Source organism: Pantoea sp. X-Soil-YNGN-844 (assembly GCF_059730595.1).
Map to the genome: position 1 here is coordinate 3353560 of NZ_AP036007.1, position 13241 is coordinate 3366800.

Annotated in this window: 12 protein-coding genes; 2 read left to right on the forward strand and 10 right to left on the reverse strand. The window is 57.6% G+C overall.

From position 1 onward, the window contains the following. Positions 1–212: 212 nt before the first annotated feature. Entirely contained in the window at positions 213–2366 is a 2154-nt protein-coding gene (locus tag AC6I8C_RS15525; protein ID WP_497822983.1) for an ornithine decarboxylase, read from the reverse strand. A gap of 563 nt (positions 2367–2929) precedes the next feature. Here AC6I8C_RS15525 and acuI point away from each other — a divergent pair. Next, entirely contained in the window at positions 2930–3913 is a 984-nt protein-coding gene (gene acuI, locus AC6I8C_RS15530) for an acrylyl-CoA reductase (NADPH) (RefSeq protein ID WP_497822984.1), read from the forward strand. Between the two features lie 30 nt (positions 3914–3943). Here acuI and AC6I8C_RS15535 read toward each other — a convergent pair whose 3' ends face one another. The 6 genes from AC6I8C_RS15535 to AC6I8C_RS15560 form a co-directional block, all read right to left on the reverse strand. After that, complete coding sequence (locus AC6I8C_RS15535) at positions 3944–4441, reverse strand: CinA family protein (protein WP_013358990.1); 498 nt, start codon at positions 4439–4441, stop codon at positions 3944–3946. Between the two features lie 93 nt (positions 4442–4534). Next, on the reverse strand, positions 4535–5311 hold the full coding sequence (locus AC6I8C_RS15540; RefSeq protein ID WP_497823355.1) for a heme ABC transporter ATP-binding protein: 777 nt from the start codon (positions 5309–5311) through the stop codon (positions 4535–4537). Then, entirely contained in the window at positions 5311–6309 is a 999-nt protein-coding gene (locus AC6I8C_RS15545; protein ID WP_497822985.1) for a FecCD family ABC transporter permease, read from the reverse strand. Before AC6I8C_RS15545 ends, AC6I8C_RS15540 begins: the two co-directional genes overlap by 1 nt. Continuing rightward, the gene (locus AC6I8C_RS15550) at positions 6302–7123 is read right to left on the reverse strand and encodes a heme/hemin ABC transporter substrate-binding protein (RefSeq protein ID WP_497822986.1); all 822 of its coding nucleotides are present in this window, start codon (positions 7121–7123) and stop codon (positions 6302–6304) included. Before AC6I8C_RS15550 ends, AC6I8C_RS15545 begins: the two co-directional genes overlap by 8 nt. Then, positions 7120–8151: a hemin-degrading factor gene (locus AC6I8C_RS15555; RefSeq protein ID WP_497822987.1), complete on the reverse strand. Its 1032-nt coding sequence runs from the start codon at positions 8149–8151 to the stop codon at positions 7120–7122. The genes AC6I8C_RS15550 and AC6I8C_RS15555 overlap by 4 nt, the downstream gene beginning before the upstream one ends. Positions 8152–8199: 48 nt before the next feature. Further along, complete coding sequence (locus AC6I8C_RS15560; RefSeq protein WP_497822988.1) at positions 8200–10572, reverse strand: TonB-dependent receptor domain-containing protein; 2373 nt, start codon at positions 10570–10572, stop codon at positions 8200–8202. Between the two features lie 238 nt (positions 10573–10810). Between AC6I8C_RS15560 and AC6I8C_RS15565 the strand changes: the two genes are divergently transcribed. Beyond that, a complete protein-coding gene (locus AC6I8C_RS15565; protein ID WP_033733740.1) occupies positions 10811–11107 on the forward strand; it encodes an Rdx family protein in 297 nt (98 codons plus the stop codon). Here the strand turns inward: AC6I8C_RS15565 and AC6I8C_RS15570 are convergent, their stop codons facing one another. The 3 genes from AC6I8C_RS15570 to AC6I8C_RS15580 form a co-directional block, all read right to left on the reverse strand. Continuing rightward, positions 11108–11647: a PadR family transcriptional regulator gene (locus AC6I8C_RS15570; protein WP_150015688.1), complete on the reverse strand. Its 540-nt coding sequence runs from the start codon at positions 11645–11647 to the stop codon at positions 11108–11110. A gap of 71 nt (positions 11648–11718) precedes the next feature. Beyond that, the gene (locus AC6I8C_RS15575; RefSeq protein WP_497823356.1) at positions 11719–12546 is read right to left on the reverse strand and encodes a siderophore-interacting protein; all 828 of its coding nucleotides are present in this window, start codon (positions 12544–12546) and stop codon (positions 11719–11721) included. Between the two features lie 336 nt (positions 12547–12882). Next, positions 12883–13065 carry a hypothetical protein gene (locus AC6I8C_RS15580; RefSeq protein ID WP_223811653.1) on the reverse strand — a complete coding sequence of 61 codons (183 nt, stop codon included), beginning with the start codon at positions 13063–13065 and terminating at the stop codon, positions 12883–12885. Between the last annotated feature and the right edge of the window lie 176 nt (positions 13066–13241).

Here is a 13241-nt window from a genome sequence, read left to right on the forward strand (position 1 = left end):
CGAACGAAACCCCTCTCATAGCCCATTCGCGCAGCGAACAAAAAGGCCTGGCGGGCTGCTACCCGCCGGGATTGTTAAGGGGCGGGCGTACGCCCCTTAACGCGTCCGCCTGCACCGGCACCCTGAAACTCCCCATCGCCTGGCGGGCGAAACCTTCTCAGTGCCAGCCCGCTGCAAAGCGTGCCCCGCCGCCGGGCGAAAACACCCTCAGATCAGCGCCCCACCATCATATTGGCCACCAGATACTTACGTCCCTGCTCATCCTCTTCGGTGTAAACGCCCTGCAGCTCCGGCGAGAAGCCCGGCAGCAGATTAAGCCCCTCCTCCAGCGCCAGAAAGTAACGCTGCACTGCGCCGCCCCAGACTTCGCCTGGCACGACGCACAGCACGCCTGGTGGATAAGGTAACGCGCCTTCCGCAGCGACCCGGCCTGCGGCCTCGGCGATAGGTACCAGCTCCACTTCGCCGCGAATATAAGCCTGATGTGCATCCTGCGGATTTACGCTGACCGGCGGGAACTCCGCGGCGCGGAACATCAGGCGCTGCAGATCCTTCACGTTATGACTGACGTAAAGATCATGCATCTCCTGACAAAGGCGACGCAGGGTATAGCCGGCATAACGTTCGGCGTTTTTGCGGTAAATCGTCGGCAGCACTTCGGCCAGCGGCGCATCCTCTTTGACGTGCTGCTCAAACTGCGCCAGCATCGCCACCAGATTCGCCATCTTCTCCGGGCTCTCAGCCGGGGTCAGCAAAAACAGGATCGAGTTGAGATCGCATTTCTCCGGCACGATGCCGTTCTCACGCAGGTAGTTCGCCAGAATGGTCGCCGGAATCCCGAAATCACTGTATTCCCCGCTTGCTGCATCGATCCCTGCCGTGGTCAGCAGCAGCTTGCAGGGATCGACCCGATACTGATCGCGCGCGTAACCGGCGAAACCGTGCCACTTCGCCTGCGGTTCAAAGCTGAAGTAGCGTAGATCGCGGGCGATCGTCTCAACAGGCGCATCCTGCCAGCGCTGTCCATCAACAATTTCCGGCACAAACGGGAGGATCATTTCGCAGCGCTCGAGGATCGCTTTACGCGCCTCAATACCCAGCGTAACGCACTCATCCCACATGCGACGCCCCGCTTCGCCCTGATGCATTCTGGCGTTGATATCCAGCGCGGCAAACAGCGGATAAAACGGACTGGTGGAAGCGTGCAGCATAAAAGCGTTATTCAGTCGCTTATGCGGGCAGAAGCGCCGCTGTCCGCGAATGTGATTATCTTTTTTGTGGATCTGCGAAGTCTGCGAAAAACCCGCCAGCTGCTTATGCACGGACTGGGTGACAAAAATGCCAGGATCGTTTTCATTCAGATCCAGGGTCAGCGGCGAACAGCCTTCCATCAGCGGAATGAACTGCTCATAGCCGAGCCACGCGGAATCAAACAGGATGTAATCACACAGATGGCCGATGCGATCCACCACCTGGCGGGCGTTATAGACGGTGCCATCGTAGGTGCCGAGCTGGATAATCGCCAGACGGAAAGGCCTCGCCTCTTCCGCCCGTTGCGGCGCTACCGCTGCAATCTGCTCACGCAGATAAGCCTCATCAAAGCAGTGCGCGTCAATACCGCCAATAAAGCCGAACGGATTACGTGCTGCTTCAAGATAGACCGGGGTCGCGCCCGCCTGAATCAGTGCGCCATGATGGTTCGACTTGTGATTGTTACGGTCAAACAGCACCAGATCGCCGCGGGTCAGCAGCGCATTGGTCACCACTTTATTGGCGCTTGAGGTGCCGTTGAGCACAAAGTAGGTTTTATCGGCGTTAAACACCTTTGCCGCATACTTCTGCGCATCTTTAGCCGAGCCTTCGTGAATCAGCAGATCGCCCAGTTTGACGTCGGCGTTGCACATATCAGATCGGAAAACATTCTCGCCGTAGAAGTCATAAAACTGTTTGCCCGCCGGATGCTTTTTGAAGAACGCGCCGCCCTGATGTCCGGGACAGGCAAAGGTGCTGTTTTGCATATCGACATAGCGGGTCAGCGTTTCGAAAAAAGGTGGCAGCAGCGCCGCTTCATACGCCTGTGCAGCGGCTTCCAGCGCAAGCCACTCCTGCGGCTCGCCATTCAGCTCCCCGCTGACGCCGGGCAGGTGCATCACCTCTTCTTCAAACGCATTCGCAACAAATACCGGCAGATTAAAGCCGGTATGACGCAGCAGCGCCAGCACGCCGCTGCGGGTATCCGCCAGCGAGACGACGACCGCCGCCACATCCGTAAAGTCGGTATTATCCAGCGTCACTACGTCACGCGCGGTGTTCAGGGTCAGGCTGGGCGCGACAGCGGCGCTGGCAGCAATTTTCAGTGGAGTCATAACAGGATCCCTAACGTCAGGGAGGAGGTGCCAGAAGCACAATTATGGGGACAGCGCCCCGGCGAATAATTAAGCGTCAGAAGGCATAGTGCAGTGTGGCAAGCAGATCCACAGCCGCTGCCTGGCTGGCCTCACCGCATGGTGAATAACGGAGAGTGTGGAAAAGAGGAAAACCCGGTGAGCGCCGGAAAAAGCGAACGGTAATCCGGGCAGGTGCGCGGTGAACCGGACATGGCGACGTCCTCTGTAGTGAACAAGCAGGGTCAAAAAGTGGCGGTCATAATGTCATCTTTTTTATGCACGAACAACCCGACCCAGGCAATTATTCAGTCACACAATAAAAAGATAACAAGATGATTTTTATAGCCTATTTATCATAAAAAATTCATAATACGACTAATTATATGAATTATATGCAGATTTATGCATGTGATTCGCTAGCGCTGTCAGCGCACTTTTCCCTGCCTGTTGCCTCCTTAAACCGAAGAGGCGGCCAAAGCCCTACCGCATTGCCATTCGCGGGCGTAAACTTACCCTCTCTTTCCCACTCTGCCGGAGGCTGCATGTTCAAGGCACTGGTCATTGAAAATGACGAACAAGGTTACCGTTCCCAGCTGAAAGATCTCCCCGAATCCCAACTGCCCGACTACGATGTCACGCTCGACGTCAGCTACTCATCTCTGAACTATAAAGATGCCCTGGCTATCTGCAATAAAGGCCCGATTGTGCGCCAGTTTCCGATGGTGCCAGGCATCGATTTTGTCGGCCGCGTGACGGCCAGCCGCCATCCCGACTGGAAAGAGGATGATGTGGCGCTGCTGACGGGCTGGGGCGCAGGCGAAAAACAGTGGGGCGGCCTGGCGCAGAAAGCCAGCATCAGCGGCGACTGGCTGGTGCGTGTGCCCGCTTCTCTTAGCCCACTGCAAACCATGGCCATCGGCACAGCAGGGCTGACCGCAATGCTCTGCGTCATGGCGCTGGAAAAACAGGGCATCACGCCCGAACATGGCCCCGTGCTGGTGACCGGTGCCAGTGGCGGCGTCGGCAGCTACAGCGTCAGCCTGCTGGCGCGTCTGGGTTATCAGGTGATCGCCTCCAGCGGTCGCGCCAGCGACCATGCGTATCTTATCGATACGCTGGGCGCGGCATCGGTGATTGATCGCGAAGAGCTTTCCCATCCCGGTAAACCGCTGGCAAAAGAGCGCTGGGCCGCCGCGATAGACAGCGTCGGCAGTCACACTCTGGCGAACGTACTGGCCGGTATTCAGCGTGATGGCGTGGTGGCTGCCTGCGGTATGGCGCAGGGACTCGACCTGCCCGCCAGCGTTGCGCCTTTTATTTTGCGTGGCATCACGCTGGCGGGTGTCGACAGCGTGATGTGTCCGAAGCCGCTTCGTCAGCAGGCGTGGCAACGACTCGGTGAGCTGCTGGATAGCGATCGGCTCAGCAAACTGAGCCGGGTGATCCCGCTGAGTGAAGCCAGAGAAGGTGCGCAGGCATTGCTGGACGGCAGCGTACAGGGCCGTCTGATTGTCGACTGCCGTTAACCCGCTATTAAAGGCGCGTACCGCGCGCCTTTATCGACTGGCTCGCTGCAGCCTTTTGATCAACCCTTCCAGCGCGAACTGCGTGCCCTGCTCCATCACGGATTTCGGATCACCGCTGAACTGATGGCACTCCGCCTCGTCCCTGCCGTCCGGCAATACCCAGCCAAACCAGATAGTGCCCGCTGGCGTGCCATCTTCGCCACCATCGGGTCCGGCATAGCCGGTAATCGATAACCCCACCGGTTCGCCTGAACGGGCGCAGGCTCCCTGTACCATTTCACGCGCCGTCTGCTCGCTCACCGCCGTGTGCTGTTTCAGCGTGTCAGGATGTACGCCCAGCAGGCGGATTTTGGCATTTTCGCTGTAGGTCACGAAGCCGCTGGTATAGAAGTCGCCGCTGCTTTCCACCGCGGCCAGCGTCATGCTGATCAGCCCGGCGGTACAGGATTCGGCGGTCGTCAGATGAAGTCCGGAGGAGAGTAAAATGTTACCCAGTTGCTCAGCGGTTTGATCTAATGATTTTGCCATTATGGTCTCCTAAGTCTTCTGTCCTGAACACCAGGTATAGCGCAAAATCAGTGATTGAAAGCACGCAAGGCAATGTTTTTAAAGCGAAACGGTCTAAACCCGCAGCTGGATATGTGGCTTCCCGCTCTCTGCCTGTGACACCACCTGCAAATCAGCCTGATACCAGCGCGTCAGCGTCTTTTCAGTCATCACCGTCTGCGGTGAACCCTGAGCCACCAGTCTGCCCGCGTGCAGCAGCAGGATGCGATCGGCCCATAATGACGCCAGATTAAGGTCATGTAACACGGTGCAGACGGTGAGATCACCCGTGCGCGTCAGCTGGCGTAATAAGCGCAGAGTCTGCTGCTGCCAGAAGAGATCCAGCGCCGAGGTCGGCTCATCCAGAAACAGCCAGCCGCGCGGTCTTCCCGCCTGCCAGAGCTGCGCCAGCACCCGCGCCAGCTGCACCCGCTGCTGTTCACCGCCGGAGAGCTGGCGGTAATCGCGCTGCGCCAGCGAATCACAGCCGGTCAGTTGCATGACTTCAGCCACAATCTGCGACGTCTGCGTCTCAGGCCACGGCGCACGGCCCATCGCCACTACCGATTGCGCCGACTGGGCAAAGGTCAGGTTGTTCTGCTGGCGCATCACGGCCCGACGTCGCGCCAGCTGCTCACGCGGCCATGCGGACAACACACGATCGCCCAGGCGGCACTCACCCCGATCGGGCGCTAAAAATCCGGTGAGCAACCGTAGCAGTGTTGATTTACCTGCGCCGTTAGGCCCGATGAGCGCCACCCGCTCTCCACCTGACAGTGTAACGTCAAGATTATCGATAACAGTTCTGCCGTGGCGCGCCAGACAGAGTCCCGTCGCCTCTAACCTTTCCATCATTCAAATCCTCGCTGCTGACGCAGGATCAGCCAGAGAAACCAGGGGCCGCCAATCAGGCTGGTCAGCAGTCCGACCGGCATCTCTGCCGGCACCACAAGGGTGCGCGCCAGCGTATCGGCCAGCAGCAGCAGAATCGCGCCCGCCAGCGCTGAACCGGGCAGCAGCCAGCGATGATCGCTGCCAAGACAAAAGCGCATCACATGCGGCACCACTAATCCAACGAAGCCGATTATGCCACTGACCGAGACCGCCGTGCCGACCAGTAGCGCACTGAAGATCAGCAGCTGATGCTGGGTACGCTTCACATCAATTCCCATGTAGTGCGCATCCTCTTCACCTGCCTGCAGCAGGTTGAGATGGCGGGCACGGCTCTGTAACAGCAGCAACGCAGGCAGAATCAGCAGCAGGCAGATGAGCAGCGCAGGCCACTGCGCCTGGCTGAGGCTGCCCATCCCCCACAGTGACAGCTGACGCAGCTGCTGGTCATCGCTCAGCCACGACAACACGCCGACCGCCGCACCGCAGAGCGCATTAATCGCAATGCCGACCAGCAACAGCCGGGAGAGATTGCCCTCTGCCAGCCGACTGAAACTGAAGATCAACAGCGTAACCAGCAGGCTGCCGATGAAGGCGGCAATCATCGGTAGCCACAGTGCCAGCTGGGGTGGCAACGCCAGCGGAATAACGATTGCGACCGCGACCGCCAGCCCCGCGCCGCTGCTGATACCCAGCAGGCCGGGATCGGCCAGCGGGTTACGGAAAACACCCTGCATCACCGCGCCAGAGAGCGCCAGCGCCATACCGATCGCCACCGCCAGTAGCACGCGCGGCAGGCGGATATTCAGCCAGATCTGCCAGATGAGATCGCTGAGCGGTGCCTGCCACAGCGCCTGCACCGACAGCGACATCGCCCCCAGATTCGCCGCCACTACCATCGCCACCAGCAGAAAAATCAGCATCAGCGTCAGACCCCGCAGCGCATTGCCATTAATCATGGTTCAGCGATTCCGCAGCCTGACGCAATTTCACTATTGCCTGCGGCGTATCAAGGCCAAATCCCAGCAGCGCCTGGGTATCAACGATCAGCAGACGGTGCTGCTGTCCGGCTGGCGTCAGCGCCAGGCCCGGTAACTGCCACAGCTGTGCTTCACCGCCCAGGGTTTTCAGGCCATCCTCGCCGATCACCACCAGATCCGGCGCGGCGGCGATCACGCCTTCCTGCGACAGCGCCTGATAGTGCGGCACCGAACCCATGGCATTTTTCAGCCCGGCGCTGCGAATGGCACCGTCGGCTGCGGTCTGATTTCCGGCCGCCATCGTTTTCATGCCGCTGTTTGCCATGATGTAGAGCACCTTCACCGGCAGCGATTGCTGCGGCAACTGGCGAATCTGCAGTGTTATTTGCTGCGCCAGGGCCTGCGCCTCGCTTTCACGCTGCAGCGCCTGACCCACCGTGATAATTTTCTGCGGGATCGCCTGCAGACTGTTGTCACCGCTGACCGTCACCACCCTGACGCCCGCGCGGGCAATCTGTTGCAGTACCAGCGACGGCTTTGCCTGCGCGCTGGCGAGCACCAGCGTCGGCTTCAGCGCCAGGATACCCTCAGCATTCAGCTGGCGCATATAGCCCACGTCCGGCAGCCGGGCAGCCTGCGCCGGACGCAGGCTGGTGCTGTCGCGCGCTACCAGCTGTGACTGAGCATCCAGCGCGTAGATAATCCGGGTGACGTCCCCCCCAATCGACACCACCCGCTCCGCGGCCAGCGCGGGCAGCGTCAGCAGCAGCCACAACAGACTCAGGCGTTTCATGCCACCGCTCCTGGCATGCGAAGTGCATTCACCTGCTCACGCCAGCAGGCCTGTTCTGGCGTGCCTTCCGTACGCTGTCCATAGAGCTGGGCGATCTGCGTGCCGTCGGCGGCGAACAGTTCCAGACTGGTCACAAAGCCATCGCCGGTGGGTTTGCGTGTGACCCAGCTTTCGCTGATCTGGTCCGCCATCAGGTGCAGCGTGAAGCGGGGATTGAAGATGTTGAGCCAGTTATCCATAGGTACCAGCGTCTCTACTTTGCCGGTGAAAATCTGGGTACAGCCACGGTTGCCGACAAAAATCATAATCTCGTTGCCCGCCTGCCGTGCCATCTGCAAAATACGCTCAAGCGCATCGTTGCCGGTCTGCCAGGCGAGATCCTCACCCACTGCGCGGAACGCCTGCGGTCGTGAGGCCTGATGACGCTTTAGCAGGGCAAAAAACTGATGAACATCGGTCATGGCACGCCATTCACGGTCAATCGAGATGGCATCAATCCCTTCCGACAGGGTGGCTGCAGCTACCGGCTCAACTTCCAGCGGCATCGCAGCAGCGTCAGTGAAGTCGGCGATAAGCGCGTGCCATGCCGCCATGTTGGTCTGCTCCGTAACGTAAACTTTCAGCACCGCATCGCCGTGACGATCGAAGACCTGAATGCTGTGACGTACGCCCTTCGCGGTTGTCTCCTGCAGGGCAAAGGCGCTGAACCACTGTCCGACAAACAGACGCAGGTCGAGCGCCCGGGGATTCAGCACCAGGCCGCCATGTGCGCCGATCTGCACATTCTGATATTCGCCCAGATGCTCATGCACCGCATAAGCGTTACGGGTAATGCTTTTGGTCTCGCCGACCGCGCCCAGCGCCTTTAGCAGCGCCGGAAAATCGTGTTTCAGCGCCACGGCATCAATGCCGATACGCGCTTCACACAGTTCTGCTTCGCTGATACCGATCAGCGTGGCCAGATCGCGGGCATATTTCTTCGGATGTTCACTCTTCAGGGCGAGATAGTGCTGATAAATCGGGTTCATGGTTCGCTTCTCTTAGTCATGCCCTGCATCAGCGCAGGGCGGCGGTGATTAAAAATCGACATTAACACCTAACTGGAAAGTACGACCCGGCATTACGGCCAGTGCCTGATCGTTGCGATCCTGTTGGGTAGCGCTGGTCAGCTGACGGCTGCTGAGGTAATCCCGGTATTTACGGTCGGTTATGTTGTAAAGCCCGCCGCTTAACCTGACGTTGTGCGTGACGCGCCAGTAGGCGGTCATATCCACCAGGCCATAACCCGGCACCCGCATGTAATCGGTGCTGGAGTCAGTCAGGCTGTTGCCGGTGTTGGTAAAGCTGTTGCGATTTGTGGCGCTGGCTTTCTTACCTTTAACAAACGTGGCGGTGACGGCAGCACCGTAGCCGTGCGCCTCATCATCCCAGGCGAGTCCGACAATCGCTTTCATCGGGGCTACGCTTTCCAGATCGACGTAGCGGTCTCCCAGGTAGCTCGACTTCGCCGCACCCTGGGTGTACCCAAACGCCAGATTAGCGCTCAGCCCCTCGACCTCGCTGAACCAGCTGCCGAAGTTCACCTTGCTGCTGATTTCAGCCCCATAGATATAGGCTTTGTCGCGGTTCTCCGCCTGATAGGTGGTGTAGATGTTGCTGGGTACATTGACGAACTTACCCGGATTGGCCGCCCGGCTGTAGCGGGTAAAGGCGATGAAGTTTTTGTAGTCGTTATAGAACGCGGCAGCGTTAAGCGTGATGCCCTCTGCAACCTGGCCTTTTATACCCCATTCGTAGTTGTTGCTGGTTTCGGTTTTCAGATCGGCATTGCCAATCAGCGCATACTGCGCGGTGCCGGCATAGCTGGAGCCAAGGTTCCATGAGCCATAGAGCTGGGAGTCGTTAGGGAACTGCGCGCCACGGGTATATTGCAGATAAGTCATCAATGCCGGGGTCAGATCATACTGGAAGGCGATCGACGGTAACACCTGAGTGTCGCTGTTTGGCGAACCGTAGAGCGCGGAGACTTCGCTGGCGTCGAGCACACTGCTGTTTGTCGTCAGTGTCGCCACATCGCGTGGGCGGGTGTTCTGGTATGCCACACGCACGCCCGGCACGATAGCCGCACGGTGTCCGTCAGCATCGAAGCTGATGGTATCCTGCAGATAACCGCCAACCGTATAACTGCGGCTGTTAGCCTGCGGCTGCATGATCTCAGTAAAAGCACTGGCAGGTGGCGACTGACGGAAAGGCCGTTCGGTATCCACCAGACGCGCATTCAGCCCGGCGCTCAGTTCATGTCGTCCGATGGTTTTAAGCGCGCGGGTGTCAAAGCCGTAGCTGTCGCTGTTGTAGTCGGAGTAAACGGTTTGCCAGGCGGTGGCGCTCGACGGCATCAGGGTGTTGTCATGTGCCTGGGTCTGCTGCCAGTAAACGCGGGTCGTCAGAGTGTCGATCAGATCATTGTAAGGGGTGTACTCATCCGCCAGGCTGATGCCCCAGCGTCGGGTATCGCTCTGCTGCTGCGCCGTTCCCCAGACCGTATTGCCGGATGTGCTCCAGCTGTCGTAATGGCTATGGTGCGTTTTGTGATAATAATCGAAAGTCGCGCTGAGCTTGTGAAGATCATTGGGCTGCCAGATGCCCGAGGTCATAAAGGCATCGGAATGCCAGTTAGCCGGATAGGCATCAACCGTGCCGCTGTTATTGCGGGTCTGTTGTCCGTCGCGACGACTGTAAACAAAGATTCCCCGCAGCGTATCATCGCCTGCTGCTGCCGTAATGCCGTTGTGCCAGCTGCGGCTGGCGGAGTCGTAGTCGCTTTGAAAACCAAAATAGTTGCGTTTACCGGGATTCAGATAGTCATCCGGGGATTTGTTACGGAACGAGACATTGCCGCCAATCGCGTTATTCGGCTGATCCACTGCCGTGGCACCCTTCTCAATGCCGATGTGGCCAAACATATAGGGATCGATGTAATCGCGGCCAATCCCAAAGCTGTCGAGACCGGCACGTCCCACATAGCTGCGGCCGGTGGCCTGAGGTAACGGAATGCCATCCACATCGAGACCCACGCGGTTGCTCTCTAAACCACGAATGTTGTAGCCAGTGTAACCGGCCCGGTCAAAGCCGCTCTTACCGGCTGAGGAACCGCCACTGGTGCCGGTGGCGCTGATCAGCGGTTCATAACGCATGATCGATCCAAAATCAGTGGCGCCACGTTGCTGCAGATCGCTGGCAGAGAGCGTGGTTTTGCTGCCCGCTGTTTGTTTGATCTCCGGTGCAGTCACCGTCATTACCGGTTCAGCACTGCTGCCATAGCGGTCGGAAAGGGTCAGCGTGGCAGGTTCACTGTCCGCAGCATAGGTGCAGGTGGTATTGATAAAGATGGCGAGCAACGCCAGCTCAGACAGACGCGGTTGCGTCAATCTCCGAAAACGTGGTGACATAGGCGCGAATTACCTGATTAATTGTTAGTATTCGCTCACTTGCTTGCTGCAACATAAAAAACGGCTCTGCATAAAAGCCGTAAAAGTCAGAACATCATGCGGGTGTAATCATTATCGCCGCGAATTTAATGCAACTGATAATCATTATCAATGCTATTTACATTAAGACATAAACCACAGCGCACAAATTGTTAACCCGAATGCATCTGCATTTATCAATACGTAAAGGAAGAGAGTTATGGCGCAAAAACCTGTGGTTGTTATTCACTACTGTATGCAATGCAACTGGCTGATGCGGTCAGCGTGGATGGCACAGGAACTGTTGCATACCTTCGCCGAGGATCTGGCAGAGGTCACGCTGAAACCCGGCACCGGCGGTATTTTTGAGATTACGCTGGATGGTCATCTGCTGTGGGAACGTAAGCGGGACGGCGGTTTCCCGGATGCGACTACCCTGAAACAGCGCGTGCGCGACATCTGTTTCCCGGATCGTACCCTGGGTCACATCGATAAGAATAAGAGTGAAATCAGCTGATTAACTGTGGGTGATTTTATCAGCCGCGTCGTGCAGCGCCCTAATCAGCGTCTGCAGCGCGGCTTCTGAAATATCTTCCTGCGCCAGTCGTTGATTCAGAGCCACCTTCAGCCCGTGAATTGCCTGCTCCACAGCAGGAATGCTGCGGTTATTGACCACGATTGCCAGCGTAGAGAGACGCGTAATCAGGCTGGCTACCGTTTCGCGATTATCCGCCAGCTGCGCCTCACCAGCCGCCGTCAGTCGGTAGGCTTTACGCGCTGCCTGCGCATCCACCACCTGAATCGCCTCCATCTCTTCCAGCAGCGTCAGGTTGGGATAGATGATCCCCGGACTGGGCGAATACTCTCCCTTTGACAGCTCCTCAACGGACTTGATCAGCTCATAGCCGTGCGCCGCATTCTGCGCCAGGAAATGGAGCATCAGCAGGCGTATCTCACTCGCTTCCAGCATCTTTTCACGTCGTTTACGTCGTCCGCTGCAGCCGCCTGCGCGCGAAGTCTGTTCGTCAGATGAAGTGGAAGTCGGATGCTGTTTCATGACCTGCCCTGCTGAAAAAAAGGAGAGTGATGGTAGTCCGCCATCTGGCAAAACTCAATTGCCAGCGCAGCTTACTTCTGATGCCAGTAGGCCACCGGCCGCACGAAGTCGCTGTCGAGACCACGCTGCGAGGTAAAGTAGTCAGACAGCGCTTTGACAAACTCACCTTCGCCGGTCAGCCAGATAAAGTAATCCTCCGTCGGAATAGCGATCTGATCCAGCCGGGTAATCAGCTGGCTGAGCTGCGCTTTTTGCATCTGACCGCTGCCCAGCCAGTTTGTCGTTACGCCTGTCGTATCCGCTAAATAGTCGCGACCGGTCGCTTCATCGGTAAAGGCATAGAGATGCAGCGCCTGGGCGCGGGCATCACGCTGACGGCGGGCAAAAGCGGGCAGCCCGGTTTCGTCGCAGACGTAAAGCTGAAATGCGTAATCGGTCGGCACCACCAGCGAGCCGCGTGGCCCACCAACAATCAGTTTATCGCCCACCTGCGCCTGCGCGGCCCAGTCACTGGCCACGCCCTGCTGATGAATATAGAAGTCGAGGGTCAGTGAAGAGACACCATCGAATTCCAGCGGCGTGTAATCACGTGCCTGCGGACGCAGACCTTCAGGCCAGACAATGCCCGCGTCGGTTATCTGCGGCAGAGCCAGTGTTTCGCCTTCAGCAGAAGGGAAAAACACCTTGATGTGGTCATCAAAGCCTGGCGACGTAAAGCCTGCCAGATCGCTGCCGCTGAACCGGATGCGCCAGAATTTCCCGGCAATATGCGTTTTACTCTCGACCTGGATATGGCGAAAACGCAGTTCATTGCGGACGCGCTGCGGCGTGCGCTTATCGGCTGTTGTAGTCAAAATCTCTCTCCTGAAACAGGGTCTATGCCCGATAGTCAGGGGCATAGCCGCCATGATTAAACAACAATGGAATAACAATCATTCTCATCTGAAGCCACAAGATTAGCTATGATATATCTTCGGCACAAGAACGAAAAATGCGATTCTGCAACTTAAGATATATTTTAAGCAGTGTCGTAAGCGAGGAGATATGAACGGGAAGCGGCATGAATCAGATGCATCAGAGATGCAACATGCAGGTAAAGCGTGATGCAAGGTGAATGGGCCTCAGAGAGGAAGCCGCAGGTGCAGAGTATGAGCAGGTAAATCAGGCAGAAGCTGTCCGGCTCCTGACGAGCCGGGCATCATCTCGCGCCGCCAGTTCTGGCAGCGCATCAACACTTACAGCGTGTCGTTGAATCCGGAAAGGGAGGCATTACTGCTGGTGTGATCCGGCAGTTCACCATCACCCAGGATTTCATGCTGGGTAACCTGAGAGTGCGGATGCAGTCCGGCAGGCGGTGAGAAAGGCTCAGCCTGCTGTGCCATCGCCATTGCAGGCAATGCCAGGATCAGGGAAATCATTAAGCGTCGCATAATTGTCTTCGATTGTCGTTTTGGCCAGAAAAGGCCTGAAATGCAGATGAATGTTCCAGCCCTGACACATAAGCACGATGATTCAGATATGACAGGGTTTCGGGAGAGGATTTTACGCCAGAATGGCGACTTATTTTATAAAATCGTGCGGTTTGTCACGGTTT

Bases quoted from the DNA above. Each gene is read 5' to 3' on its own strand.
- AC6I8C_RS15525 (WP_497822983.1), bottom strand. From the start codon at position 2,366: ATGACTCCACTGAAAATTGCTGCCAGCGCCGCTGTCGCGCCCAGCCTG.
- AC6I8C_RS15570 (WP_150015688.1), bottom strand. From the start codon at position 11,647: ATGAAACAGCATCCGACTTCCACTTCATCTGACGAACAGACTTCGCGC.
- AC6I8C_RS15535 (WP_013358990.1), bottom strand. From the start codon at position 4,441: ATGGCAAAATCATTAGATCAAACCGCTGAGCAACTGGGTAACATTTTA.
- acuI (WP_497822984.1), top strand. From the start codon at position 2,930: ATGTTCAAGGCACTGGTCATTGAAAATGACGAACAAGGTTACCGTTCC.
- AC6I8C_RS15575 (WP_497823356.1), bottom strand. From the start codon at position 12,546: ATGCCCCTGACTATCGGGCATAGACCCTGTTTCAGGAGAGAGATTTTG.
- AC6I8C_RS15555 (WP_497822987.1), bottom strand. From the start codon at position 8,151: ATGAACCCGATTTATCAGCACTATCTCGCCCTGAAGAGTGAACATCCG.
- AC6I8C_RS15545 (WP_497822985.1), bottom strand. From the start codon at position 6,309: ATGATTAATGGCAATGCGCTGCGGGGTCTGACGCTGATGCTGATTTTT.
- AC6I8C_RS15560 (WP_497822988.1), bottom strand. From the start codon at position 10,572: ATGTCACCACGTTTTCGGAGATTGACGCAACCGCGTCTGTCTGAGCTG.
- AC6I8C_RS15550 (WP_497822986.1), bottom strand. From the start codon at position 7,123: ATGAAACGCCTGAGTCTGTTGTGGCTGCTGCTGACGCTGCCCGCGCTG.
- AC6I8C_RS15580 (WP_223811653.1), bottom strand. From the start codon at position 13,065: ATGATTTCCCTGATCCTGGCATTGCCTGCAATGGCGATGGCACAGCAG.
- AC6I8C_RS15565 (WP_033733740.1), top strand. From the start codon at position 10,811: ATGGCGCAAAAACCTGTGGTTGTTATTCACTACTGTATGCAATGCAAC.
- AC6I8C_RS15540 (WP_497823355.1), bottom strand. From the start codon at position 5,311: ATGGAAAGGTTAGAGGCGACGGGACTCTGTCTGGCGCGCCACGGCAGA.